This is a genomic window from Yersinia sp. 2545 StPb PI (genome assembly GCF_052217125.1).
GTDB classification, from domain to species: Bacteria; Pseudomonadota; Gammaproteobacteria; order Enterobacterales; family Enterobacteriaceae; genus Yersinia; species Yersinia enterocolitica_E.
Map to the genome: position 1 here is coordinate 2,377,355 of NZ_JAZGPY010000001.1, position 26,039 is coordinate 2,403,393.

The following is a 26,039-nucleotide window of genomic DNA, read 5'->3' on the forward strand; positions in this document are numbered from 1 at the left end:
CCCCACTATCTAGCGAATCTTTTACCATTACGTATAGATATCCCCTTTATTAAAGTTAACAACAGGCTTTCATGGTGCTGTTTTTACTGATATGACACAATGTATGTTGTAACTAAAATCAGCTTAATTGGAAAAGATAATGGCTAAGTATGATTTGATTGAGCGAATGAATGGCAGTTTTGCTGCACTGGAAATTGCATTAGATCATCTCCACCAGCAACTTAATGCGCTCCCCCTACTCGCAGCCCGTGTATTTTCGCTGCCTGAAATTGAAAAAGGTACCGAACATCAACCTATTGAGAAAATCAGCGTTACTGCAAAAGTCGGTAATAAAGCAAAAGAACTGGGGTTACAACATTACCAGCGGTTGTTTATTCATCATCAGGGGCAAAATGCGAGCAGTAAAGCGGCCCTGCGCTTACCCGGGGTACTGTGTTTCAGCGTGAGTGATAAGCAACTGGGGGAATGTGAAAATACTATTGCTCAGATTAATCAGTTGAAAAATGAGTTGGAACATATCATAACCGTCGAGTCTGGCTTACCGAGTGAGCAACGTTTCGAGTTTGTGCATACCCATTTGCATGGTCTGATTACCTTAAATACTTACCGCACCATTACTCCACTCATCAATCCTAGTTCTGTGCGTTTCGGCTGGGCCAACAAACATATAATTAAGAATGTCACCCGTGAAGAGATCTTAGTTCAACTGAATAAAAGCCTTAATGCCGGGCGCGCGGTGCCGCCTTTTAGCCGCGAACAGTGGATGGAATTAATTAGCTTGGAAATTAATGATGTAAAACGTTTACCTGAAAATACCCGCCTGAAGATTAAGCGGCCAGTAAAAGTGCAGCCTATCGCACGAGTTTGGTATCAGGAACAGCAAAAGCAAGTGCAGCACCCCTGCCCTATGCCGTTAATTGCTTTTTGCCAGGTACAATCAGCGGCGGAATTGCCTAAGTTAGGTGAGTTAATAGACTACGATATCAACCAAATTAAGCATAAATATAAGCCGGATGCCAAACCTCTGCGGTTACTGGTGCCAAGGCTGCATCTGTATATCGACGTTGAATAAATAATGCGTTGCCAAGATCAATTCCAGTACGGGCAATAACCATAACGAATTCATATACATTTTTTAAGATAGATATCTGGACGGTTTATCTGCCATACAAAGTCGTGACGATTGATCGCCTGAAAACCAGTCTTTTTATAAAGGAAAGCGGCAGTGTCCGTAACGAGCATAATCCGTCTAAGGCTGGTTGTAACCGGATGAGCCTGACTGCATTCGACCAGCCACTTTGCTAAACCTAATCCCTGGTACTCTTCAAGCACATACACATCACATAAATAGCCAAAAGTGGCATAATCAGTGACCAGACGGGCAAACCCAATCTGTCTTTTTCCATCAAACAGTCCAAAACAAAGGCTATTTTTAACGGAAAGTCTGACCGTTTCCAGATCAATTCCTGGAGCCCAGGAAGAGCATGTTAAAAATGCGTGCATAGCATGAATATCGAAGCGAGATTTGTCTGTCGTAACGATAAAACTTTCCCTGCTGAATTCTTTATGGTTCTCATCCATCGATGTTTCCTTTAGACAAGTTGTATTGCTGATAGTAGCTGCCGTATAGAAAACGGAGATCTGAGTTTGACGGTTGATAACACCGGTTTTTTATCCGTAAAAAACGCCAGTCATAAGGACCGGCGTTAATCGTTTGTTTGGCTGGCCGTTATTTCATACTGCCAACCATATCTTCCGGCTTGACCCATTCATCAAACTGTTCTCCGGTCAGATAGCCTAATTTCAAGGCGGCAGCTTTGAGTGTAAGCCCTTCTTTATGGGCCTTTTTGGCAATCTCGGCAGCTTTGTCATAACCAATATGGGTATTCAACGCGGTAACTAACATCAAAGACTCATTCAGTAACTGCGTTATACGGTCACGATTTGGCTCAATACCCACCGCGCAATGTTCATTAAAACCGCGCATACCATCGGCCAGCAAACGAATTGATTGCAGGAAGTTATGAATCACCAACGGGCGGAAGACGTTCAACTCAAAATTACCGGATGCTCCACCAATATTGATGGCCACGTCGTTACCCATAACCTGTGCGCATAACATCGTCATGGCTTCACACTGTGTCGGATTCACTTTGCCAGGCATGATTGAACTGCCCGGTTCATTCTCAGGAATCGCGATTTCACCAATGCCACAGCGAGGGCCGGAGGACAACCAGCGCACATCGTTGGCAATTTTCATCAATGAAGCCGCAAGTCCTTTTAAAGCCCCATGACCATGAACTAATGCATCACAAGCCGCTAATGACTCAAACTTATTAGGCGCAGTGATAAATGGTTGATGGGTAAGCGCCGCAATCTCTTTGGCTACTCGCACGGCATATTCTGGATGGGTATTCAGCCCGGTTCCTACCGCCGTCCCCCCTAACGCCAACTCACACAGATGAGGAATAGTCGCTTCAATATGCTGCACGCTGTGAGATAGCATCGCCACCCAGCCTGATATCTCCTGCCCTAAGGTCAATGGCGTAGCATCTTGCAAATGCGTCCGTCCAATCTTCACGATATCGCGAAAGGCGTCCGCTTTGTGTGCCAGAGTCTCCTGCAATGTTTTGAGTTCCGGTAACAAATGTTGCCGCAACCCGATAACCGCAGCAACATGCATCGCCGTTGGGAAGACATCATTTGAACTTTGGCTTTTATTTACATCATCATTAGGATGTACTAACCGATTGTTTCCGCGCTCGCCACCTAACAACTCACTGGCACGGTTCGCCAAAACCTCATTCATATTCATGTTGGTCTGGGTACCAGACCCGGTTTGCCAGATAGACAGTGGAAACTCACTCGGATGACACTCTTCCAGAACTTCATCTGCGGCGCGCATGATGGCTTTTGCCCGTTCGGCTGGTAGTAGCCCTAAATCCATGTTGACCTGCGCCGCTGCCCGTTTGGTCAGTGCCAGAGCATGGATCAGTGCCGTCGGCATTTTTTCTTGCGAGATACGGAAATGTTCCAGTGAACGCTGGGTTTGTGCGCCCCATAATTGATTTGCTGGTACATCGATAGGCCCCATAGAGTCTTTTTCACTGCGGGTGGTCGCCATCACGGTCTCCTTAGCATGTAGAACTGAACGGTTGAGGTATTGTCATACCAGTCTCACTGGCGACATGACAACTATCATGGCACATTTGCTGTCATCTTTATGCGATTGATTCGCATTTATATCATTTTGTGATCAATATTCTCATAACGAGCCTGCGGCTAAAACACACCGCTAATTAGCACACTCATCCTTGTGACCACTCAGTTCAACCATCAAATCTCGGATCCAACCATGGCCAGCATGACTATGACTGCGCTCATGCCAAACTAAGCTGACATCAAATTGCTCCGCAAGCCAGCCAACCTCAACCATCGTGAATCGATCCGGCTGCCCCTGCACTTGCCACAATCGCCGTGGAATTAAAGCAACAAGGTCGCTAGTGGCGACTATCTCAGGAACAAAAAGGAATGACGCTGCCGACATAACAACATTACGTTGAAATCCGAATGCCGCCAGAGCATCGTCTATTGGTGTGGTGAAGCTGCCCCCAGAAGGTGAAACAATGACATGCTCTAGTTGGCTAAAATCTGCCATTGTTAACTTGTCTCTAAGCCCCGGGTGGTCCTTCCGCCCGATGAGTACATAAGTTTCATCGAACAAATGGCGTGCTCTTAGACGCGCATGATAGGCACCTTGTGTAATAACCGCTATATCAACCTCGCCACTGGCCAACTGTTGTTCCAACTGGCTCGGATTATAGTGACGAACGGCAATGCGGACCCCCGGTGATCTTTGCCGTAAGGCCAAAACCAGCGGCATGACGACCGCAGCCTGTATGTAGTCAGTACCAGCAATGGTGACCGTCAGTTGAGCCCGCTCGGGATAAAAATCCTTGTGCGATTGCAGCGTGCGGCGCAGTTGGTCCAAAGACGCACGCAGCGGAGTAAGTAACTCCAGCGCTTTTGCAGTCGGCGTCATCCCCCGTCGCGCAGGAACCAGCAAAGGGTCGTCAAATACCTCTCTCAAGCGATTCAGTTGCGCACTAACTGCGGGCTGGCTGAGATTAAGTCGCGCTGCGGCCTTCGTTACATTCTGTTCAGCAAGCAAAGCTTCCAGGGTGACCAACAGGTTTAGGTCTATCCGTGTGGTATCCATTTGGTGGATTCCTTAATATAAAACAATCGATTTCTCTTATCCCTCAGCCGTCATCATAATGCAAGTTCATGTTGTAGGGATGATCAGGAGACAGTTGATGTTATCGAATAGCAAACCACTCATCACAGTGGTGGGAGCATTGAGTAAACAAGGGCGTAGTGTGGTGCGCACGCTACTAGAGAGTCAGCGCTACCGAGTACGCGCGTTAACGCGGCGGGTAGATTCCCCTGAAGCGCAAGAGCTGGCGCTTCAGGGTGCAGAACTCATGGCAGTGCCGCTAGAGTTGGGCCATAAAGAGACGTTTGTTCAAGCATTTAAAGGGGCATATGGCGCGTTTCTGATGACGCCCGCTATCACGCCGCAGGCAAGCCACGCGGAAACACACGAAACAGCGTTAGGTAAACAAATAGCAGATGCCGCCGTCGAAGCGGGGGTAAAACATATTGTATTCTCTAGTCTGGAAAACGTAGAAAAGATTACCGAAGGGAAAAAGTGGGTGCCACACTTTACCGATAAGAGCCGGGTTGAGAGCTACATTCGTACACTGCCCGTCACCAGTTCATTTATCTACATGGCGTTTTTTTACACTAATCTACTTGAGTTCTATCAGCCACGAATGGAAGGAGATACTTTAGTCTTTCCTCTCTATCTACCTGAAGATTTTTGCGCACCTTTTGTCGACCCATTGACAGCGACCGGCCCAGCGGTGTTAGCGATTTTTGATGATAAGGACCTGTACGCGAGCCAATCTTTGCCTGTTATCGGGGAGATCATTTCACCCAAAGAGATGGTTGAAACGTTTAGCCGTGTCACGGGGAAAAAAGCCCGCTACAGCTCGGCGTTTACACGTGAGGAGCTATGTCAACACTTCCCCACATTTTCCAGCATTGGGGGATTAGTGGATGAGGTAATCGGTATGGCTGAGTATACGGTAGAGTACGGTTACTTCCGTAAAGAGCGAGATCTGCTTTGGAGCCGACAAGTAAATCCGGCCAGTTTAACCTGGGAACAATTCCTGCGTACCACTGGATGGCAAGGGCAAGCGCTATCTTTTGCTCGGTGATTTTCGCCGTATTTACCTTAGCGGTTTTCTCACTTTCCTAAATAAGGGCGTCGATGTTACGCCCTCTTCGCGACATTAAACGGCAGTAGTGCCCGTTTTCGTTCAATTGGCCCCCCCACCCTCCGATTACTACTTGCAACCCCCGTAGCGCCATTGTTTACTAAGGGACAATTTTATTGGGCGGCAGGGCCAGGCGCGATTAGTCATATAAAATAACTGATTTGTGTGTAACCCTTAATTTGGCCCTTAACAAACGGCAGAACGTAAATATGCAAAAGATGAAGAATGCAGTGCAAAACTACGCTTGGGGCAGTACTGACGCCCTCACTCAGCTTTATGGCATAGCAAATCCACAGGGGAAACCGATGGCTGAACTGTGGATGGGCGCGCATCCGAAGAGCAGCTCACAGGTGGCAGATGCTAACGGCCAGTGGCATTCATTGCGTGATGTGATCGAACAAGATCCCGATGCTAATCTGGGCCATGATGTTTTCAACCGTTTTGGTGAGCTACCATTCCTGTTCAAAGTACTTTGTGCGGCACAACCGTTATCGATTCAGGTTCATCCCAGTAAAACCGCCGCCGAAATTGGTTTTGCCAAAGAGAATCAGGCGGGTATCCCACTGGATGCCGGCGAAAGAAATTATAAAGATGCCAACCATAAGCCGGAGCTGGTCTATGCGCTAACACCCTTTCAGGCTATGAATGGTTTCCGTACACTGGAAGATATTCAGGCATTACTCCACCCCTTGGCGGCAGCGCATCCCGATATCGCCGCATTCCTGCGCGAACCGGATACTGAACACTTAGCGGCTCTGTTTGCCAGTTTGCTGAGTTTGGCTGGTGACCCAAAAACGCTCGCGCTGGGAATTTTGAAAGCAGCCTTAAATAACCAGTTAGGTGAACCTTGGGATACCATCCGCAGTATCTCGCGTTTTTACCCTGATGACAGCGGCTTGTTCTCCCCCTTATTGCTAAATGTCGTGACCCTGCAACCGGGTGAAGCCATGTTCCTGTATGCTGAAACACCGCACGCCTACCTCCACGGCGTGGCACTAGAGGTGATGGCAAACTCCGATAACGTATTACGCGCGGGCCTGACACCCAAGTTTATCGATATTCCCGAACTGATGGCCAATCTGCAATTTATCCCCAAACCGGCTGATACTCTGCTGACCACGCCAAAACAGCAAGGCAATGAACTGGCCTTCCCTATCCCTGTTGAGGATTTTGCTTTTTCACTGCATACAGTAACGGCCGAGACTCAAGTGTTGGCACAACCTAGTGCGGCAATTGTGTTTTGTATTCAGGGTCAGGCGGTATTGAAAAAACAGCAGCAGGAAATAACACTACAACCAGGCGAATCCTGTTTTATCCCGGCGAATGAATCACCGGTTACAGTGCAAGGAATTGGCTCTATTGCGCGTGTTTACAACGCAGACTGAACGAAGTCACTCATTTTGTTGTCAATAACTGGCTTTTTGCTGTCGTGATAGATAGATTCCATAGTCGCAATGACGGGGTTTTGTTATTACGCAGAACTCGCGCTTGCCGTTTCAGGATAGTTATCGTCGCAATAATATTTGTGTCCGGTTAATCTATGCCTATATTAATTTGGTGAATACTGTTTTTCAGGCATTCTCTTGGGTGGTTTTTCACCAGCAACTCATTACCGCGTTCAACATAGTGAATTTGGTGTATTAGAAAAGGATGAACAGAACAATGAAAAAATCGTTAGTGGCTGTCAGCGTCATTGTCGTACTTGGCGCAGCATGGACTGGAGCCTCATGGTATACCGGCAAACTGATTGAACAACGGATGGGCGAGCTGGTTAACACCGCAAACGGGCAGATCAGAACATTGCTGCCTAAAGCCGGTGTCAAACTCGCCTATACAGATTACCAACGTGGTTTGTTCCGTAGCCAGGTTCGCTATGTGCTGCAAGCAGATAGCAGTGTAGTGGGTGAAAAAGCGTTAAAAGACGGTGATGAAATCGCTTTTATCGAAACTATCGATCACGGCCCATTCCCGTTCGCGCAGTTGAAGAAATTCAATTTGATCCCGAGCATGGCATCGGTACATACCGAACTTGCCAATACCCCTGCATTGAAAAAGCTATTTGATGTTACCAAGGGCCAATCACCGTTTACTGCGGATTCACGCATTTCATACAGCGGTGATACCTCTTCCGCCATTACCTTTATTCCTATCGACTATCAGCAAAATACCACCAGCATGAAATTCTCTGGTGCTACCATTGATGCCGATGTTTCGCGCGATATGCGTAATGTGAAGATGAGTGGTAGCAGCGAGAATATCGTCTTCACCAGCAAAAATCAGTGGGACCAACTGGAACAATTCAGCGTGCAGGGCCTGACGCTGAAAAGTGACAGCAAAATGGGTAAATTTGATCTCAGCATTGGTGATCAGCAAGTCGCTATCAAGCAAATTGGTTTCAGTCTTGATGGCAAAGAGATGGCAACACTGGTTGGCTTTAACCTTAATACCCAATTGGGTGAAACGGATAAAGACCTGAACGGCAAACTGAGCTACACCCTCGATGCATTAAAAATTCAGGGTAATGATTTCGGTTCCGGTAAATTAGCCTTTGCCTTTGACAAGCTTGATGGCCAAAACCTGAAGCAGTTCACCAGCGCGTATAATCAACAAGTGCTGAAAGCCGTTCAGGCTGGTGAAAATCTCGATCCTGTTGCCTATCAAGAGCAAATGACTGAGATGTTAATTGCCAATCTTCCAGGGCTGTTAAAAGGCAATCCAACTGTGAGCATTACGCCACTGAGCTGGAAAAACGCTAAAGGGGAAAGTACCTTTACCCTGAATATCGACTTGGTTGATCCGGCGCAGACTAAAGCAAGTGCAGAACCCCTGTTAGCACAGTCAGTGAAGAAAGTTGACGCAACCCTGACTATCCCGATGCCAATGGCAACTGAGTTGACGACCCAGGCCGCACGCCTGCAAGGCTACAGCCCGGAAGAAGCTCAGAAGCTGGCACAACAACAGGTTCAAGGCATTGCCGCTATGGGCCAGATGTTTAAACTGACCACCACCAAAGATGATGTTATCAGCAGCAGCTTCCATTTTGCTGATAATCAGGTCAATTTGAATGGCCAGAAAATGTCACTGCAAGAGTTTGTTGGCCTGTTTGGTATGTTTGGCGGGGCACCTGCTGAAGAAGACACCGGCAGCGCACCAGAAGAGATGCCAGCAACCCCAGCAGAACCTGCGGTTCCGGCACAATAGTTGTTGCAATAAGTCGCAGTAATAACACATAGAACGGAGCCTGATGGCTCCGTTTTTTTATCTCTGGATCCAAACAGTACGCAGGAGGTTGCAATGACAGATAAACTTATGACCGGCCCCAACCCCGACTGCAAGCACCCTATGCTAGGCTTTCCGCAGGTTTGCTTTATCAAAAATACAACGAACAACCCGAATATTATTATCGGGGATTATACCTATTACGACGATCCACAAGATTCGGAAAACTTTGAGCGCAACGTGCTCTATCACTACCCGTTTATTGGTGACAAACTGATTATTGGCAAATTCTGCGCGCTGGCACGCGGGGTTCAATTCATCATGAATGGCGCCAATCATAAAATTTCAGGTATTTCGACTTATCCTTTCAATATTTTTGGCAATGGTTGGGAGCGCGTCACGCCATCAATGGATGAACTGCCCTATAAAGGCGATACCTGCGTTGGAAATGATGTTTGGATTGGTTATGACGTACTTATCATGCCAGGTGTGACCATCGGCAATGGTGCCATCATTTCATCACGAGCGGTAGTGACGCGTGATGTACCGGCTTATAGCATTGTGGGGGGCAACCCGGCAACCGTGATTAAGAGCCGCTTCCCACCAGTAACGATAGCTAAACTCGAGGCTATTGCTTGGTGGGACTGGCCGATAGAAGATATCAGCCGCAACCTGCATCTGATTACCGCGGGCGATGTCGATGCTTTGGCGTTAATGAATAACCCCCAAGATCAGGCATGATCAAGCAGACCCTCGGCGGATCAACACCGGCGGTAATATGACATTTTGCAGTTGCAGGTCAACACCGGCAATACGCTGGAGTAACCGCTGCCCGGCACTGTAACCAATTTCTCTGGCGGAACTGGTGATAAAGGTGAGTGGTGGTTCGGTTAATTCGGCTGCCGGCACGTCACCAAAACCAATCAGTGCCACTTGTTGATCCAGATAGGTGTCTACACCAGCACTACCAATAGTCCGACCGGTGCGTAAGATACCAAAGTAAGCCCCCAATGCCACTGATGCCTGATGACAAATGATGGCACTGACATTGGGGTGATAACGTAACAGCTCTTCTGCCGCATCTGCCGCCGCCTGCTGTTGCCCGTCACATTCAACCACCCATTCAGAACGAAATGGCAGGCCATATTGAACCAAGGTGGCGCAGAAGCCTCCCAAGCGCTCTGCCCGCGTCAATGAATGCGAGTGTCCGCCAAGGTAGGCAATTTGCCGGTGACCACGGCCAATCAAAAACTCAGTGGCCATTTTAGCCGCCTGCATATTATCAGGGCGCACGACATCCACACCTTCCAACACATTCGACCGTGCCGCGCAAATCAATGGGATATCATGCTCTGCCGCCTTCTCCTGCAATCCCATCTCACGTTTGGCGCCGCCCCCCAGCACCAAGCCGTCAACACCTTGATCAATAAGTGTATCGAAGCAACGTAATAACCCCTTGCCCTCACGACCACTTTGCGTCAGAAACAGCAATTTTCCTTCAGCTTCAATTGCTTCACTTAAACCCGCTGTCATTGCGGCATAAAACGGATCGCCGATATCGCGCACAATCAAGCCAATCACGCCGGACTCACCACCGCGTAATTGTGCCGCCTGGCGGTTACGCACATAACCTAACTGTTCGATTGCCTGATTGACCCGGTCAGCGGTTGCCACAGAGATACGCCCTTTGCCACTTATAGCTAATGAAACTGTCGCCACTGAGACGCCGGCAAACTTAGCCACATCGGTAATTGTGATTTTTTTAATGGTCATACCCGCGGATAAACAAGCCAAGTTAAACGTTTAATCTAATGATTTACTCTAATACAGAAGTAGGATCAGTAATTGTGACATATCACTCATATTATCTGGGTTAAACGTTTTATCTTGTTTAACCTCCAGACAGGGAGGCGAAATAGTCGCCATTTATCGATAAACACACCGTATTAAGAAGCGCGGTGGTTAGAGCAGACATTTTTAACATCAGGCGTTTTGAAAAACAGGAGTCACTATGTCAGCGGTAAAAAAACAAAAAATTACGCTGTGGGAGTTTTTCCAGAGTTTAGGGAAAACCTTCATGCTGCCGGTCGCCTTGCTCTCCTTCTGTGGGATCATGCTGGGTATCGGCAGTTCACTCAGCAGTAAAGATGTCATCACCCTATTACCGGTAATTGGTCATCCTGCCTTCCAGCTACTATTTACCTGGATGAGCAAGGTGGGTTCATTTGCCTTTAGTTTCCTGCCCGTAATGTTTGCCATTGCTATCCCGCTGGGTATGGCGCGCGAAAATAAGGGTGTAGCCGCCTTCTCTGGTTTCGTCGGCTTTGCCGTGCTGAATCTGGCGACCAACTTTTACCTCACCACCAGCGGTGTGTTGCCAACCACCGATCCATTAGTCCTGAAAACCCATAATATTCAAAATATTTTAGGTATTCAGTCGATCGACACCGGGATTCTGGGGGCGGTGATTGTCGGGGTCATTGTTTATTTACTGCATGAACGCTTCAACACCATTCGCTTACCTGATGCATTAGCCTTCTTTGGCGGTACTCGCTTTGTGCCGATAGTGACGACGGTAGTGCTCGGGCTGGTGGGGTTGTTGATCCCGCTGATCTGGCCATTTTTCGCCGCCGGCATCACCGGTCTGGGTCGCCTGATTAACGGTGCCGGCATGTTCGGGCCGATGATTTTCGGCAGTGGCGAACGTCTATTGCTGCCGTTTGGCCTGCACCATATTTTGGTGGCATTGATCCGCTTTACTGAAGCGGGCGGAACCATGGATGTTTGTGGTCACAGCGTGAGTGGTGCACTGACAATATTCCAGGCTCAGTTATCTTGTCCAACCACCACCGGCTTCTCAGAAAGTGCGACTCGCTTCCTATCTCAAGGCAAAATGCCCGCCTTCCTCGGTGGCCTGCCGGGTGCTGCGCTAGCCATGTATCACTGTGCCAAGCCTGAAAATCGACATAAAATTAAAGGGTTGTTGATTTCCGGTGTTGTGGCTTGTGTGATTGGCGGTACCACCGAACCGATTGAATTCCTGTTCCTGTTTGTAGCACCGTTCCTGTATTTGATCCATGCGATCCTGACCGGTTTGGGCTTTACTGTGATGGCGTTGCTGGGTGTCACCATTGGTAATACCGACGGTAATATCATTGATTTCGTGGTATTTGGTATTCTGCATGGCACTGCGACTAAATGGTATTGGGTGCCAGTGGTTGCCGGGATCTGGTTCGTGGCGTACTACATGATTTTCCGTTTTGCTATTCAGCACTTCAATATCAAAACACCAGGCCGCGAAAGCGAAACCACCGCTAGCAGCAATGCAGAAAAAGCCACTTATGGCGCTGCAACCGGTAAATCCGGTTATAACTCCCCTGCTATTCTTCATGCGCTGGGTGGTGCAGATAACATTGTCTCGCTGGATAACTGTATTACCCGTTTGCGGATGTCAGTTAAAGATATGAGTTTGGTGGATAAAGAGGCGTTAAAAGCCAACCGCGCCATTGGCGTTATTCAACTGAATGACCATAATCTGCAAGTTGTTATTGGTCCACAAGTGCAATCGGTGAAAGATGAATTAGACTCACTGATAAGCAGTACTCAGTTTGCGACGCCTTAGGACGGTAATTCGCTAAGCGCCGTTACCTAAATACCAGTTACATGAAAAATTATACCCAAGGTTATTGGCGTTGCAGGTAGGCCACAGCAAATGAAAAATCGGTCGGGAATCGATTTGAGCGTGATTTGCAGCGGCCTCGCCTGAGGTCCCAGGGATGGGCCGAGTAACAGGTGCCGAAACTCCCCGCAACTTCAAGGACCAAGGGTATATTTGATAAGCGAGATGCTGATGTTTGATTTCTCCACGCCTGTCGATCGTCACGGCACTTGGTGTACCCAATGGGATTATATTGCCGACCGTTTTGGTGCTGCTGACCTGTTGCCTTTTACCATTTCTGATATGGACTTCCCTACCGCACCGGTGATTCTGCAAGCGCTGAATCAGCGGATAGCCCACGGTGTGTTGGGCTATAGCCGCTGGCAGCATGAAGATTTCCTTGGTGCAATTCGTCATTGGTATCTGCAACGGTTTCATTGCCATATCGATACCTCAATGGCGGTCTACGGCCCGTCAGTTATCTATATGGTCGCTCAGCTAATCCGCTGTTGGTCTGCGCCCGGTGATTTCGTCGTTACCCACACCCCTGCCTATGACGCCTTCTATAAAGTCATTCTCGGTAATCAGCGCCAGCTACTTAGCTGCCCGCTGCACAAAGTAGATAACCAGTGGCAATGTGATATGGCACATCTGGAGGCACTGTTGGCGCGGCCACAGACGAAAGTGCTGCTGTTGTGTAGTCCGCATAATCCAACAGGGAAAGTCTGGACACCACAGGAGCTGGCGCAAATGGCCGAACTGTGTGAACGCCATCAGGTCCGCGTTATCAGCGATGAGATCCATATGGATATGACCTGGGACAATCAGGTGCATACCCCTTGGAGTGAGGTAGGTCAGACTCCGTGGGCGCTGCTGACCTCGGGTTCCAAAACATTCAATATCCCCGCCTTAACCGGTGCATACGGTTTTATCAGTGACAGTGAAACCCGTGATATCTACACTCAAATGTTGAAAGGCCGTGATGGACTATCCTCTCCGGCGGTACTGGCCATTGTGGCGCACATTGCGGCTTACCAGCAGGCGCAACCATGGTTGGATGAGCTACGCAGTTATTTGCAAGCCAATCTGGTTTATGTGGCACAGCGCCTTAATGTGGCGTTCCCGGCATTAAACTGGCAGCCACCGCAAGCAACCTATCTGGCATGGATAGACCTACGCCCCTTGAACATTGATGACCATCAGTTGCAAGAGGTGCTGATTGAGAAAGAGAAAGTCGCCATTATGCCCGGTTTTACCTATGGCGAAGAGGGGCGTGGCTTTTTACGTCTGAATGTAGGCTGTTCCCGCAGCAAGGTCGAAGCCGGTATGGATAAGCTGATTAACGCTATTCGTTTTTTGCAGGGCAATAACGGCAGTTAAGTAAAACAGCATCGTGTATTACGCCACTTGATGCCTTGAGTGGCGTTTCTCTCCCTCCCCATCTCATCTTTCCCGCTGCCGATAACGTCAATAATCGATATACTACTATCACGCGGCTAGGTTTATCTGTGCTGGACAACCAAATGAAAAAGAAAGAATTTATTGCTCAGGACTTGCTGAGTAAAATGTATCAGTCTGGCGAGAAATTACCTGAGAAATTGCCGCCGGAACGCCAGTTAGCAGAGGAATATGGCGTGTCACGTTTTACCATACGCAAAGCGTTAGAGAAGCTGGCAGCCATTGGTGCCGTGCATATGGTGCAAGGTGCAAGGTGCAGGGATCTTCATTAATCCCGGCGTGGGTAATAACCCACTGGTATACAATTCAATTACCGAAAAGAAATTTAACCAAATCAGTTTTCGTTTAATTAATCTGCATAAACGCCGCCCTGATAATGAAGAACAACAGATCTTTAACCTTAGCGCGGATGATTTTATCTGGGCATTCTCACGTTTGCGTTACATTGATAATCGTAAGGTTCAAATCGAAAATTCGCGCATGCCAGTCTCCGCTTTCCCTGATTTGAACCAAAAAGTCATTGAAAGCTCGATACAGCAATATATTCTCAGCAAAGGCTATCGCCTGTCCCATGCATTAACCCATTATCAGGCGATTAATATCAATAAAGAACAAGCTGAACTGCTTGGATGCAAAAAAGGTATTGCCGCCATGCATATCCTGAACCGAGGCATTTTGCAGGATGGTCGCGTATACACATTCAGTGATATCGTGGATATCGACTATTCCTGCACCTATATTATTCCGTTTAATCAGGATAACCTGAAGTTCCGCCAGAGCTGAATCAGCTCAGACCCACTATGGTGTATGAATTGTTCCGTTAGGCAAACGGCTTTGTGTCCATTCATGAGGCCGATAAACAACCGGGAATTCATCGGCTAAACGAGTATCAAAATCAACACCTATCCCCGCCTGTTCAATTGGATACAAATAGCCTTCTGTCGGCTGAACGGCGCCCGGAAATACACTCAGGGTATTCGCCGGATAGGCCACGAACTCCTGAATTGCTGCATTGTGCAAATAGATATTTAAATGGGTGTTAACCGCAGCACCAATCGGTGTCATATCTGGCGGGCAATGCCATGCCAGGCGAACCCCAAAACTCTGACAGAAGCTGCCAAGTTTTAATGCCGGGGTAATTCCGCCAATCTGTGATACATGACAACGCAGGAAGTCGATCCGGCGATTGATTATCAAGTCTTTCCACTCTGCCGGATTGTTAAATAATTCACCCGTAGCAAGTGGTACCGCGGTTTGATTACGGATCTGTTCCAGCCATTCGTTCTGATTCGGCGGCAAAATATCTTCAATATAATAAGGGCGATAAGCTTCTAACTGCTTGGCGAATTGAACCGCTTGTTGTGGGAATAAGCGCTCATGCACATCATGTAAAATATGGAATTGATTGCCGTATTTTTCGCGTAGCGCTTTAAACATCGCCAACGTGTTATCCATATATTGGTCTTGATCGTAGTATGCGCCGATTGTTGGCTGGCGGGTCGCATGCAGATCCTGAGCATTCCCCCCATAGAACCCCAACTGGCAGCGGATATGCCGATAACCTTGCGCCAGCAAGTTATCCACCTCAACATACAACCCATCCAGTGAGTCACTGGCGGCATGACTATAGGTGGCAATGGCATCTTTAGATTTGCCACCAAACAGTTGGTAGAGCGGCATATCCGCCAGCTTGCCTTTAATATCCCATAATGCCATATCAATCCCGGCAATCGCGTTATTGATCACCGGCCCATTTCGCCAATAGGCATTGACCATCATCATCTGCCACAAATCTTCAATATTATTAGCGTCACGCCCCAGTAATAGTGGCCGGAGATATTCATCCACCATCACTTTAACGGCAAGGGGGCGCTGCTGAAATGTGGCGCAACCCAGGCCAACAATCCCTTTATTAGTTTCAATCTTAACCACAACTAAATTATGGCGATCGGGCCGGGTTATCTGACATTCAATGCCAGTTATCAACGTGGGTTGCATGCAATGCTCCTTTACAACACTCAGATTGCGACTCTTCAACGTGGCAACCAATGATGCATGAATAAATAAATTCGTATGACGTATTCGCTAATTTCACCTTATTTACACTGAGCTTGTAAACCTAAAATTTAAATGTTTTTTTTGGTTCGTGAATTACGCAAATTACCGCAAAAAACCATACCAATTAATAGAAAAAGCATCTAAGAACACCCTAACCATCGAATAATGTGATGTAACCCATGATTTATTGGTTTGTTTTTAACTTTCAGTAAACTTATTATCATTCACAGTGAATAAAAATAATGGCTCAGGTGCGAGGGTTTTATGGGAAGGACTGAGGTATGTCAGTTAATAATTAAACTGGTCGGTGGTCAGGATAATATAAATAAAGTCTGGCATTGTATGACACGGCTGCGTTTTGATTTAATTGATGATAGTAAAGTCGAATGGCAGAAAATCAAACAATTACCCGGTGTATTAGGTGCGCAAAATCAAAGTGATCAAGTACAGATCATTATCGGCCCACAGGTAAATGCCTGGTATCAAGATATTGTTGATAATATGTCACCTGATGAGAATGTTCCCTCAAGCGCGACTACGGCAATAACACCTAAAGCACGGAAAAGTCTGGTTTCACTGTTTATGGATACCGTTTCTGGGGTATTCGGCCCTATCGTTCCGGCGATTGCCGGGGCGGGGATGATTAAAGGTTTACTGGCAGGGTTGATCGCCTTAAAAATCATCTCAGCCAAAAGCGACACCGTGATGATTATCGATTTAATTGCCAGCGGGGTATTCTATTTCCTGCCGTTCTTCCTTGCCGTTTCTGCGGCTAAGATATTTAAAACTAATGAATATCTGGCAGCGGCGGTGGCAGCCTGCCTGATGTATCCCACACTCATTGATGCCGCCAAAGCGCTGGCCACTCATACCCCGGGCGCGGTGAGTGTCATCTATTTTATGGATATCGTGCCGGTATCGGTATTTAACTATTCTGCCAGTGTTATCCCCGTTATTTTCTCAATTCTGGCGCTGAGTTATATTCACCGTTGGGTCGATAAAATTATGCCCGATGTGCTGAAAACAGTATTTACCCCGACACTAACCCTTTTTATCACCGCATTGGTTTCATTGACGTTTATCGGCCCGGCCGGCATTTATTTAGGCAAACTGCTGGCATTCGGTATTCAGGGATTATTTGATATCTCATCGGTATTTGCTGGTTTTATCGTCGGTGCCATTCGCCCGATTGCTATTCTTACCGGAATGCATCACGCCATGACCCCCATTGCATTGCAAAACTTTACCGACAAAGGTTTTGATATGTTAATGCCAATGATGTTTATGGCAAACATGGCCATTGCGGGTTCAACATTTGCTATCTATTTCCATGTCAAAACCCGGCAAGAAAAAACCGTGGTGCTGTCTGCCGCCGTTTCTGGCTTATTGGGCATTACAGAACCCGCACTGTTTGGTGTGCTAACCAAATACAAAAAAGCCTTTATTGCCACGACGATAAGCAGCTCGATTGCCTCTGCATTTATCGCCTTTTTCGGCGTAAGGCTGTACGGCTATATTTTATCAAGTATATTCAGCTTACCGGCCTATATTGGCCCTTACTTTATCTACATCCTATTGGGTGTCACCTTGTCGCTCGGCCTGTCATTTATCCTCACTTATCTGCTGGTAGTGCGCACTGAAAAAAGATTGGTCGCAGTTGAATCGCAATAAATAGTTGAAATTAAAGCCGGCGTCATGGGCGGGCGATATTGTCCGCCCATGTCAATTTGTGATTTATGTCACTTTTTTATGCAACGCAGTGGATATTTTCATTCATTTGTTTTTATAATGTTCTGCACTTTACCTACAAGAATCTACTTCTGATAAAAAGTGAGTGCACAGCATGATTGATCCCCGCCTCCCCCTGACCGACATTCACCGCCACCTTGATGGCAATATCCGTGCGCAAACTATTTTGGACCTGGGTCGCCAATTTAATCTGGCCCTGCCGGCTGATGAACTAGCCGAACTGCGCCCGCATGTGCAAATCACTAAAACTGAGCCAGATCTAGTCAGCTTCCTGCAAAAGCTGGATTGGGGGGTTGCGGTGTTGGCCTCACTTGATGCTTGCCGCCGTGTGGCCTACGAGAATGTCGAAGATGCCGCTAATGCCGGTTTGCATTATGCCGAACTGCGCTTTTCACCCTTCTATATGGCAATGAAACACCAATTGCCGGTCGCCGGTGTGGTCGAGGCCGTCATTGATGGGGTGCAGTCCGGTTGTCGTGATTTTGATATTGATATCCGCCTGATTGGGATCCTCAGCCGCACTTTCGGTGAACAAGCTTGTTTGCAAGAACTTGATGGTTTACTGGCACATCGCGAGGGGATTACTGCGTTGGATCTGGCCGGTGACGAACTGGGCTTCCCTGGCGGTTTGTTCCGCAGTCACTTTAATCGCGCACGCGATGCGGGCCTGCGTATTACCGTCCATGCCGGTGAAGCCGCTGGCCCAGAAAGTATCTGGCAAGCTATCCGTGAGTTAGGTGCTGAACGTATTGGTCACGGTGTGAAAGCCATTGAAGATAGCAAATTGATGGATTATTTGGCTGAACACAACATTGGGATCGAATCCTGCCTGACCTCTAATATTCAGACCAGTACCGTCTCTTCGTTAGCCACTCACCCGCTGGCAACCTTTCTGCGCCATGGCGTAATGGCATCGATCAACACCGATGACCCTGCGGTACAAGGGATTGAAATTGCTAATGAATATCACATTGCCGCACCTGCTGCTGGCCTAACAGCGCAAGAAATCCGCCAGGCACAACAAAATGGCCTGACGATGGCATTTATCACCGAGCAGGAAAAACAGGCACTGCGCGATAAAATCCGTGGCTAAATCGGTCAGGAATTAACTAAAAACGCCGGTATTTCATAGAAGTAGCGGCGTTTTTTATTGCAGATCGCAACCGGCTACTTAGTTTCTGCCCGCGCCGCCGTCGCCAAAGATTCAGTCGCCTCGGCATGCTCTCTGGCGACGCGTTTCGCGTAACGCTGTGCCAGGACGGCACATACCATCAATTGAACCTGATGGAATATCATCAAGGGTAATACCATCACACCGACTACTGAGGCGGGAAACAACACGTTAGCCATCGGGATACCATTGGCGAGGCTCTTCTTCGATCCGCAAAACACAATGGTGATTTCATCGGCAGTATTGAAGCCCAGCCAGCGGGCTGCCATGGTGTTAATGACTAATACCAGTGTCAATAGCACCATCGAACAGACCAGAATTGCCAGCAGTGACCAACCATCAATTTGATGCCAAATCCCCTGCACCACGGCTTCACTGAACGCGACATACACCACTAATAGAATGGATGACCGGTCAGTGATATTAACCAGTTTTTTATGGCGCTCAACCCATTTAGCTATCAGTGGGCGCGATAAATGCCCAACAATGAATGGCACCATCAGTTGCATGATAATAGAACCTATCGCATGCAACGTGTCGGTATCACCCCCTTGGGTATGCATCAACATGCCCACCAGCAGCGGTGACAGGAAAACCCCCAAAATACTGGATGCCGAGGCGCTACAAATTGCCGCCGCCACGTTACCTCCCGCGACGGAGGTATAGGCAATAGCTGACTGAACCGTGGCAGGTAACGCGCACAAATAGAGGAAACCCAGATACAGTGTTGGTGTTAACACGCCGGGTACCAACACATTCATTCCCAACCCTAACAGCGGGAATAAGGCAAAGGTGCTGAGAAACACCACCAGATGCAGTTTCCAATGCCCCATGCCTGAAACTATGGCGGCGCGGGATAACTTGGCACCGTGCATAAAGAATAATAGTGCAATGGCCGCGGTCGTCAGGTGTTCGAACCACACCTTAACTTCCCCTTCACAAGGGAAAATAGAAGCAATAATAACGACCAGAATCAGCACTAATAAAAATTTATCTATCCGTAAGCGTTGTAACCATGACATGCCACTGTATTCCTTCAATATAACCTTGGTTCTTGACGTTGCAGAGGGGGTAGCTGTTTGCGTTGTGCAGCCCATCCTTAGGCCTTGCCTCGGTGAGACCGCTGCCAGCAGTGTTCAAATCTGCTGGCAGCTTACCTACAACGCCAGTGACTTTGGCTATCGTTTCTATCAAATAAGCGTATTTGGCTGCAAAATCAACTTGCTGGCGATACCGGCAGCGTTTTTTTCTGTTGATCAGAGGCAATGCCCAGTTCAATTAATTCCATTACTTTTATCGCTTCCGAGGCGGGTACTGGGTTGGCAGCAGTACCTAAAATGGCATCACGGATCCCCGCATAATAAGCAGGATAATTACCCGGCAACGTCAGTAGTGGTTTCTCAGCGAGGATGCCATCATGTGACAGTGTCACTACTCCATCGCGCATATCGTAGCCCCAATCTGCCTGTGGCAAACGTTCACCCGCTTTCAGCCTGTCCTCTTGTGGGTCCAGACCAAATTTAATGTAACTCCCCTGCATGCCGTGCACGATATAACGAGCAGTTTCTGCTGCGGCTAACACCGTACCGTGTAACACTACCCGTTGCCCCGGATAGCTAAGAACCGCGTGGAAATAATCAACAGATTGCGCACCGGGGCGCAGCATCCCTAAATCAACATTTAGCGTCTGTGGCAAACCAAACAGTTGTAGCGCCTGATCCAACAGATGTGGGCCTAAATCGTACCAAATGCCACTGCCCGCGCCGGCTTGTTCACGCCAACGCTGGCGGATCTCCGGGCGATAGCGGTCAAAATGAGATTCGAAATAGACAACATTCCCCAGTGAGCCTTCAGCCAGCAGTGTTTTCAGCGTCAGGAAATCACTGTCCCAACGGCGATTATGGAACACTGAAAGCAATAAGTGGGCCTCATCTGCTTGTTTCTTCAATTCATTTGCTTGTGACAGTGTCACGGTAAACGGTTTATCCACCACCACATGTTTACCGGCAGCTAGTGCTTGCTGAGCCAGCGGGAAGTGAGTGTCATTCGGGGTTGGAATCACGATAAGATCGATTGAAGGATCATCAAATAACGTTTTGGGGTCAGAAACCACCGTCATTGTCGGCCAGTCAGCATGTACTTTACTGGCATCACTACTGGAAACCCCTGCCAGCTCTAGCCCCGGAGTGCCCATAATCAGCGGCGCATGGAACGTTTTGCTGGCATAACCATAGCCCAGTAAACCCACTTTGATTTTTTCAGCCATTATATTTCCTCTCGCGCAGCATATTTGCCAATTGATATCAGTCGATCAATCGATTTGACACCATGATGATTCCCGCGACAAGAGGTAATTTTTGGCTGAATGTCAGTGGCGAGATTAAATTCGCACTATGGCCTCAGCATTATCCCGCCATTCTGGCTGTCGGAGGCTGCGTTGCGGGTAGTTGGTTTCAATGCTACGACGCCTGAAATCACTGGGGCTAACACCAACACGCTTACGAAAAACGCGGGAGAAATAGAGTTGATCGTCGTAACCCACCACGCGACCAATAGTGGCAATCGGTTCTTGCGTGGTTTGCAGTAATAACTTAGCCCGAATAACCCGCTGGTCTTCACGCCAACGCAATATATTGATACCAACTTGTTCACGAAACAGATGTGCCAGACGTGACGGAGACAGGCAAACATGACGTGCAACTTCGTCAATGCGCAGCTCACCGGCCAAATTGCCGGTAATAAACTGGCACGCTTCAATCACTCGAGGGTCCATAATGCGTTGTGGACTAAGAGGATCTTCTTCCATTGCGCGCAGCAGTAAGCGCTCAAGTAGATTCATACCCAACTCTTCGCCAAAACGCCGTCCTGATTTTTGCGTCTGTTCAATATTGGCAAACAGGCGATCAAATTCCAGTAATAAGTTGTTGTTAGGCAAAGATAACCGCCCAACTTCATGCGTTTTGCTATGCCACTCCAACCAGTCCGCCCAGTATGCCCGTGGCCGGAAATAGACCCAACGGTGATACCAACAATCACTGTTCGGTGAGCGACCATAATAGTGTGATGCCTTAGGGGGAAAGAGCAGCAAATCACCTGGATTGCTGTAAAAGGTATTCTCACCGTCAAAAATCTTACCTTGCCCCTTAATGGTCAGATTCAGGATATAGCCCTTCATGCCGCCTGGCCTATCGATAAAAAAATCGAGTGGTCCATCGGCCAGAATCGGGGTTAATCCTGCTACCAGATAGGCATTAAAGGTATAGCCCGGTAACAAGGGATTGGGTTGCGGTTCCTGAACCATTCGATGGTACATTTAGCCTCCTTGGAGTCCTGATCTGATTGGCGTGCAAACACATGTGCTTATTTCAGTTTATCGGGCAGAATTCACGCTGCCCGATAGTGATTACAGAACTGTGAGCCAGATAGGCTTTTTATGGACTTTTCTGTCACCGTGCAACTTATACCGTCCGTTTAGCCAACTGTTTGTAACGGTCGAAGATAACCGCTGCCAGCAGGATCAAACCACGGACCACATATTGGGAGAACGGAGAGATATTGAGTAGGTTCATGGCATTTTCCACTGTCCCCAGAATCAAGATACCAGCGATAACATAGGAAATCTTACCAATCCCACCTTTCAGTGACACGCCCCCCAGCACACAGGCCGAGATAACAATCAGCTCATAACCAATCGACGTCATTGGCTGACCACTGGTCATCCGTGATGCCAAAATGATCCCAGCCGCCGCCGATACCAAACCCGATAAGACAAAAATGATGATTTTAGTGCGAACTACCGGCACCCCCGCCAGGCGCGCCGCATCTTCGTTGCCCCCGATAGCCAGGGTATTGCGGCCAAAGGTAGTTTTGTTTAACAAGAAGCCAAACAAGGCCAGACAGGCAATAGTAATCCAGATAGGAGCTGGCAAACCGAGCCAATTGGTGTAACCCAATGCGAAGAAACGCTCATCCTCGATACCCACCGCTTTACCATCAGAGATGATATAGGCCAGGCCGCGAACAATCTGCATCGTCGCCAACGTGGTGATCAAGGCGTTAATTTTCAATCTGGCAATCACAAAACCATTGATCAGCCCGCATAGCGCGCCCAGTAACAAACCGGCGCCTACCCCCAGCCACATATTTTCGGTCATATTGATAACAACTGCCGTCGTTACCCCCGCACAGGCAATGACTGAGGCGACGGATAAGTCAAAATCGCCGGATGCCAGACAAAACAGCATGCCACAGGCCACCATCCCCGACATCGAGATAGCCAACCCCAACCCTTTCATATTGATAAAGGAGCCAAAGTTAGGCACAAATATCACACAACCAATAAATACCACCGCGAAAACTACCAACATCCCATAGCTATCCCAAATACGGGATAGTCCTAGTCCACTTTTAGCGGGTGTATCTTGTGGTGGTTGCGACTGACTATTGTGTGCTCCACCTTTTAACTCAGTTGATGCCGGGTTCTTCTTATCAGAACTCAAAGTAACGCTGGACATGGATAACTCCTTCACAATCAAGCAACCGCAGGCGCGGCATCAGTAGCAATATTCGGGGTGCGTAGCATCGCCAGACTTAACGCCTGTTCTTCAGTGGCAGAACCGTGGTCTAACTCACCAGAGATTGCCCCTTCCCGCATCACCACGATTCGGTCAGCCAGCCCAAGAACTTCTGGCAAATCACTGGACGCAAACAGCACCGCAATACCCTGTTTTGCCAGTTGATAAATCACGTTATAGATTTCATGTTTAGCCCCAACGTCGATACCTCGAGTTGGCTCATCCAACAGGATCACTTTCATATCTTCGGATAACCAACGGCCCAAAATGGCTTTCTGCTGGTTGCCGCCGGACAAATTCATAATCAGTTGTTGAGGGCTGGGTGTTTTGATATTCAAAGACTGAATACGCAGTGCCGCATTCTCCTGCTCCCAGCGGTTGTTGATCAAACAGCCAGCCGTCAGTGTTTTGCGCCGTGCACTGATATTGATATTGTCCTGTACCGAATGAACCGGAATAATGCCATCTGCTTTACGGTCTTCCGGGCATAACATGATCCCGGCGGTGATGGCATCGATGGGTGAACGAATCGTCAGTGGCTTGCCATCCAGCAAAACCTGACCACTGCTAAGCCTGGTGCCACCAAACAACCCTTTCAGTAATTCACTGCGCCCCGCCCCCACCAAACCAAACAGGCCAACAATCTCCCCTTGATGGACGGTCAGACTTATTGGCGATTTCACCCCAATCGCCTTCACCTCTTGCAATGTAAGACGCTCTGGCCCTATTTCACGCGGCTGATAACCATAAATATCACCCAAATTGCGCCCAACCATGGCTTGTACCAGCGAGTCGTTATTCACCTGGGTCATATCGTCAAACGTGCGCACATACCGGCCATCTTTAAACACCGTAATGGCATCACTCAGTGCAAAGATTTCTTCCATCCGGTGTGATACATACAAAATGACCCGCCCTTCGGCGCGTAATTCACGGATCACCCGGAACAGTTGTTCTATCTCTCTGGCAGAGAGCGAACTGGTCGGCTCATCAAAAGCAATGATTTTGGCATTACGGGCCAGCGCTTTGGCAATTTCGACCATCTGCCATTGGCCGATGGAGAGATATTTCAGTGGGGTATCGGGGGAGATGTCCAGCCCCAAATGTGAGAGCTGCAAACTGGATTCATAGCGCAATAATTTGCGATCAACCATGCCCATCTTGGTAGGTAATTGGCCCAGATAGATATTTTCTGCCACCGTCATTTCCGGCACCAAATGCAGTTCCTGATAAATGATCGCGACACCGGCATCAAGCGCATCGGTGGTATTGGCAAAATTAACCACTTTGCCCTTAATGTGAATTTCACCCTGAGTCGGTGAGTAGTTACCGCTGAGAATTTTCAACAAGGTTGATTTCCCCGCGCCATTCTCTCCCATCAGGGCATGGATTTGACCGGCCTGACAGGTAAAACTGATATCATCCAGCGCTTGAACACTGGGGAAACTTTTTCCAATGCCACAAAAAGCCAGATAAGGTGACTGTTCGGCTTCCAGCTCGGCTTGTAACGCAGAATGGAGTGCTGACATGATGGCTTCCTTATAAAGTTTGGGTCGCACGGTACCACCCGTCTGTGTGGTCCATTGGGGCAAGCCGTAGCCTGCCCCCGTGCGCCATAGCGTGTATACCCTTCGAATTTGACGCGGCCAGAGGGTTAGCCGCCACGCCCATGACGTTGGGTATAACGGAATTACATCAAGCCTTTCTTCTCTAACTCGACTTTGAAGTTATCCCGGGTGATCAGCACCACATCAGTCACTTCAGTAAATTTCGGTGGTTCAACACCTTTGGTCACCCAGTCATTCAGCATCTGGATACTCTTATAACCATGAATATCCGGGCTTGGTAACAGAGAACCATAGAAACCGGTAGCCTGGCCTTTGGACAGTTCACTGACTGCATCAACGCCATTGATACCAATGCCAATCACATTGGGTGCTTTAAAGCCCTGACCTTCTGTCGCCCGGACACCACCCAACACGGTGTTGTCATTCATGCCGACAATCAGCCAGTTTTTTACTTCAGGATGCTGGACTAACATGGAGTTGGCGGCATCAAATGCCCCAGGGATATCATTGGATTTGGTCGGTACTTTATAGATTTGCTTTTCTGGGAACCCTGCGGCTTTCAGCGCGTCCATTGACCCACTGGTACGTCGGCGAGCCGTGTCCAGTTCATCAGAAGTGATCGCCATTACCGCCGTTTCACCCGGTTGCCAGCCGCGTTTACTCATCTCTTTCCACAGTTCCTGTCCTTGACGCTCACCAATTTTGGTCGCCGCCATCATGACTAATGGAACACTTTCCATCGGTTTGCCTTTGGCATTCACAAATTGGTCGTCTACTGCGATCACTTTCAGGTTATAACTGCGCGCCTTCGCCTCGATGGCCGGCCCCAGTTTCGGGTCTGGTGTACAGATAACAAAGCCTTTCGCACCACTGGCGGCAAGGCTATCGATAGCATTCAAGGTTTTCTCACCATCGGGCACTGCAATTTTTATCACTTCAAAACCTAAATCTTTCCCTGCTTTATCTGCAAACTTCCATTCGGTCTGGAACCAAGGTTCTTCAGGCTGCTTTACCAGAAAACCCAACTTCATGCTTTCGGCAATAGCTGAATGTGACATAACTGCCGCTAACCCAACGACTGCCAGCGCCTTAGTTAATTTATGCATAGTGTTCTCCGAACTATTTTTGTAGGAAGAGATGATTTTTGTTTATTTAATCGTCAACCACCCAAATCATCTGATTTTTAGTGGAAACGTTATCAATGTTATTTTTCAGTTTTAGTGCGGTTGAATGCTTTATTGA

Annotated in this window: 20 protein-coding genes and 1 pseudogene; 10 read left to right on the forward strand and 11 right to left on the reverse strand. The window is 48.2% G+C overall.

Annotation, left to right across the window (positions count from 1 at the left end; all coding sequences use genetic code 11):
- The first annotated feature begins 139 nt into the window (after positions 1-139).
- Entirely contained in the window at positions 140-1,072 is a 933-nt protein-coding gene (gene tus / locus V1955_RS11050) for a DNA replication terminus site-binding protein (protein WP_083158854.1), read from the forward strand.
- 50 nt (positions 1,073-1,122) lie between these two features.
- On the opposite strand, the gene V1955_RS11055 is transcribed toward tus, so the two are convergent.
- The 3 genes from V1955_RS11055 to V1955_RS11065 all read right to left on the reverse strand — a co-directional run bounded on the left by V1955_RS11055 (position 1,123) and on the right by V1955_RS11065 (position 4,219).
- The gene (locus V1955_RS11055; protein ID WP_083158855.1) at positions 1,123-1,581 is read right to left on the reverse strand and encodes a GNAT family N-acetyltransferase; all 459 of its coding nucleotides are present in this window, start codon (positions 1,579-1,581) and stop codon (positions 1,123-1,125) included.
- Positions 1,582-1,729: 148 nt separating this feature from the next.
- A complete protein-coding gene (gene fumC, locus V1955_RS11060; protein ID WP_372569178.1) occupies positions 1,730-3,124 on the reverse strand; it encodes a class II fumarate hydratase in 1,395 nt (464 codons plus the stop codon).
- Positions 3,125-3,295: 171 nt separating this feature from the next.
- Positions 3,296-4,219: a LysR family transcriptional regulator gene (locus tag V1955_RS11065; RefSeq protein ID WP_083158857.1), complete on the reverse strand. Its 924-nt coding sequence runs from the start codon at positions 4,217-4,219 to the stop codon at positions 3,296-3,298.
- A gap of 97 nt (positions 4,220-4,316) precedes the next feature.
- Here V1955_RS11065 and V1955_RS11070 point away from each other — a divergent pair, with 97 nt between their 5' ends.
- From V1955_RS11070 to vat(F), 4 genes are all read left to right on the forward strand, one after another.
- The gene (locus V1955_RS11070) at positions 4,317-5,282 is read left to right on the forward strand and encodes an NmrA/HSCARG family protein (protein WP_442820893.1); all 966 of its coding nucleotides are present in this window, start codon (positions 4,317-4,319) and stop codon (positions 5,280-5,282) included.
- A 269-nt stretch (positions 5,283-5,551) separates the two neighbouring features.
- Positions 5,552-6,727, forward strand: a complete 1,176-nt coding sequence (gene manA / locus V1955_RS11075; RefSeq protein ID WP_442820894.1) for a mannose-6-phosphate isomerase — start codon at positions 5,552-5,554, stop codon at positions 6,725-6,727.
- 277 nt (positions 6,728-7,004) lie between these two features.
- Complete coding sequence (locus tag V1955_RS11080) at positions 7,005-8,543, forward strand: YdgA family protein (protein ID WP_420073078.1); 1,539 nt, start codon at positions 7,005-7,007, stop codon at positions 8,541-8,543.
- 93 nt (positions 8,544-8,636) lie between these two features.
- Entirely contained in the window at positions 8,637-9,302 is a 666-nt protein-coding gene (gene vat(F) / locus V1955_RS11085) for a streptogramin A O-acetyltransferase Vat(F) (protein WP_083158861.1), read from the forward strand.
- Here the strand turns inward: vat(F) and malI are convergent, their stop codons facing one another.
- Positions 9,303-10,334, reverse strand: a complete 1,032-nt coding sequence (malI, locus tag V1955_RS11090; RefSeq protein ID WP_442820895.1) for a Mal regulon transcriptional regulator MalI — start codon at positions 10,332-10,334, stop codon at positions 9,303-9,305. It lies immediately after the preceding gene.
- A gap of 238 nt (positions 10,335-10,572) precedes the next feature.
- Between malI and malX the strand changes: the two genes are divergently transcribed.
- The 3 genes and pseudogenes from malX to V1955_RS11105 all read left to right on the forward strand — a co-directional run bounded on the left by malX (position 10,573) and on the right by V1955_RS11105 (position 14,460).
- A complete protein-coding gene (malX, locus tag V1955_RS11095; protein WP_083158863.1) occupies positions 10,573-12,183 on the forward strand; it encodes a maltose/glucose-specific PTS transporter subunit IIBC in 1,611 nt (536 codons plus the stop codon).
- A 228-nt stretch (positions 12,184-12,411) separates the two neighbouring features.
- A complete protein-coding gene (locus tag V1955_RS11100; protein ID WP_442820896.1) occupies positions 12,412-13,599 on the forward strand; it encodes a MalY/PatB family protein in 1,188 nt (395 codons plus the stop codon).
- 143 nt (positions 13,600-13,742) lie between these two features.
- Positions 13,743-14,460 (forward strand): annotated as a pseudogene (locus V1955_RS11105) (GntR family transcriptional regulator).
- Positions 14,461-14,475: 15 nt separating this feature from the next.
- Here V1955_RS11105 and V1955_RS11110 read toward each other — a convergent pair.
- Positions 14,476-15,675 (reverse strand): enolase C-terminal domain-like protein, encoded by a 1,200-nt coding sequence (locus V1955_RS11110; protein WP_083158866.1) that lies wholly within the window; start codon positions 15,673-15,675, stop codon positions 14,476-14,478.
- A 324-nt stretch (positions 15,676-15,999) separates the two neighbouring features.
- Here V1955_RS11110 and V1955_RS11115 point away from each other — a divergent pair, with 324 nt between their 5' ends.
- Both V1955_RS11115 and add read left to right on the forward strand, forming a co-directional pair.
- Positions 16,000-17,406, forward strand: coding sequence for a PTS transporter subunit EIIC (locus V1955_RS11115; RefSeq protein ID WP_083158867.1), 1,407 nt, complete (start codon positions 16,000-16,002; stop codon positions 17,404-17,406).
- A gap of 172 nt (positions 17,407-17,578) precedes the next feature.
- Entirely contained in the window at positions 17,579-18,577 is a 999-nt protein-coding gene (gene add / locus V1955_RS11120; RefSeq protein ID WP_083158868.1) for an adenosine deaminase, read from the forward strand.
- 74 nt (positions 18,578-18,651) lie between these two features.
- Here add and V1955_RS11125 read toward each other — a convergent pair whose 3' ends face one another.
- From V1955_RS11125 to V1955_RS11150, 6 genes are all read right to left on the reverse strand, one after another.
- The gene (locus tag V1955_RS11125) at positions 18,652-19,677 is read right to left on the reverse strand and encodes a bile acid:sodium symporter family protein (RefSeq protein ID WP_083158869.1); all 1,026 of its coding nucleotides are present in this window, start codon (positions 19,675-19,677) and stop codon (positions 18,652-18,654) included.
- 194 nt (positions 19,678-19,871) lie between these two features.
- Positions 19,872-20,921: an oxidoreductase gene (locus V1955_RS11130; RefSeq protein ID WP_083158870.1), complete on the reverse strand. Its 1,050-nt coding sequence runs from the start codon at positions 20,919-20,921 to the stop codon at positions 19,872-19,874.
- Between the two features lie 114 nt (positions 20,922-21,035).
- A complete protein-coding gene (gene araC / locus V1955_RS11135) occupies positions 21,036-21,968 on the reverse strand; it encodes an arabinose operon transcriptional regulator AraC (protein WP_083158871.1) in 933 nt (310 codons plus the stop codon).
- 145 nt (positions 21,969-22,113) lie between these two features.
- Positions 22,114-23,169, reverse strand: coding sequence for an L-arabinose ABC transporter permease AraH (gene araH / locus V1955_RS11140; RefSeq protein ID WP_102970410.1), 1,056 nt, complete (start codon positions 23,167-23,169; stop codon positions 22,114-22,116).
- Between the two features lie 17 nt (positions 23,170-23,186).
- Positions 23,187-24,758, reverse strand: a complete 1,572-nt coding sequence (gene araG, locus V1955_RS11145) for an L-arabinose ABC transporter ATP-binding protein AraG (RefSeq protein ID WP_442820897.1) — start codon at positions 24,756-24,758, stop codon at positions 23,187-23,189.
- 161 nt (positions 24,759-24,919) lie between these two features.
- Positions 24,920-25,903, reverse strand: a complete 984-nt coding sequence (locus V1955_RS11150) for an arabinose ABC transporter substrate-binding protein (protein WP_083158872.1) — start codon at positions 25,901-25,903, stop codon at positions 24,920-24,922.
- Positions 25,904-26,039: the final 136 nt, after the last annotated feature.

Bases quoted from the DNA above. Each gene is read 5' to 3' on its own strand.
- V1955_RS11125 (WP_083158869.1), bottom strand. From the start codon at position 19,677: ATGTCATGGTTACAACGCTTACGGATAGATAAATTTTTATTAGTGCTG.
- V1955_RS11070 (WP_442820893.1), top strand. From the start codon at position 4,317: ATGTTATCGAATAGCAAACCACTCATCACAGTGGTGGGAGCATTGAGT.
- V1955_RS11115 (WP_083158867.1), top strand. From the start codon at position 16,000: ATGGGAAGGACTGAGGTATGTCAGTTAATAATTAAACTGGTCGGTGGT.
- malI (WP_442820895.1), bottom strand. From the start codon at position 10,334: ATGACCATTAAAAAAATCACAATTACCGATGTGGCTAAGTTTGCCGGC.
- araH (WP_102970410.1), bottom strand. From the start codon at position 23,169: ATGTCCAGCGTTACTTTGAGTTCTGATAAGAAGAACCCGGCATCAACT.
- V1955_RS11080 (WP_420073078.1), top strand. From the start codon at position 7,005: ATGAAAAAATCGTTAGTGGCTGTCAGCGTCATTGTCGTACTTGGCGCA.
- tus (WP_083158854.1), top strand. From the start codon at position 140: ATGGCTAAGTATGATTTGATTGAGCGAATGAATGGCAGTTTTGCTGCA.
- V1955_RS11110 (WP_083158866.1), bottom strand. From the start codon at position 15,675: ATGCAACCCACGTTGATAACTGGCATTGAATGTCAGATAACCCGGCCC.
- araC (WP_083158871.1), bottom strand. From the start codon at position 21,968: ATGTACCATCGAATGGTTCAGGAACCGCAACCCAATCCCTTGTTACCG.
- malX (WP_083158863.1), top strand. From the start codon at position 10,573: ATGTCAGCGGTAAAAAAACAAAAAATTACGCTGTGGGAGTTTTTCCAG.
- V1955_RS11055 (WP_083158855.1), bottom strand. From the start codon at position 1,581: ATGGATGAGAACCATAAAGAATTCAGCAGGGAAAGTTTTATCGTTACG.
- add (WP_083158868.1), top strand. From the start codon at position 17,579: ATGATTGATCCCCGCCTCCCCCTGACCGACATTCACCGCCACCTTGAT.
- araG (WP_442820897.1), bottom strand. From the start codon at position 24,758: ATGTCAGCACTCCATTCTGCGTTACAAGCCGAGCTGGAAGCCGAACAG.
- V1955_RS11065 (WP_083158857.1), bottom strand. From the start codon at position 4,219: ATGGATACCACACGGATAGACCTAAACCTGTTGGTCACCCTGGAAGCT.
- manA (WP_442820894.1), top strand. From the start codon at position 5,552: ATGCAAAAGATGAAGAATGCAGTGCAAAACTACGCTTGGGGCAGTACT.
- fumC (WP_372569178.1), bottom strand. From the start codon at position 3,124: ATGGCGACCACCCGCAGTGAAAAAGACTCTATGGGGCCTATCGATGTA.
- V1955_RS11150 (WP_083158872.1), bottom strand. From the start codon at position 25,903: ATGCATAAATTAACTAAGGCGCTGGCAGTCGTTGGGTTAGCGGCAGTT.
- V1955_RS11100 (WP_442820896.1), top strand. From the start codon at position 12,412: ATGTTTGATTTCTCCACGCCTGTCGATCGTCACGGCACTTGGTGTACC.
- V1955_RS11130 (WP_083158870.1), bottom strand. From the start codon at position 20,921: ATGGCTGAAAAAATCAAAGTGGGTTTACTGGGCTATGGTTATGCCAGC.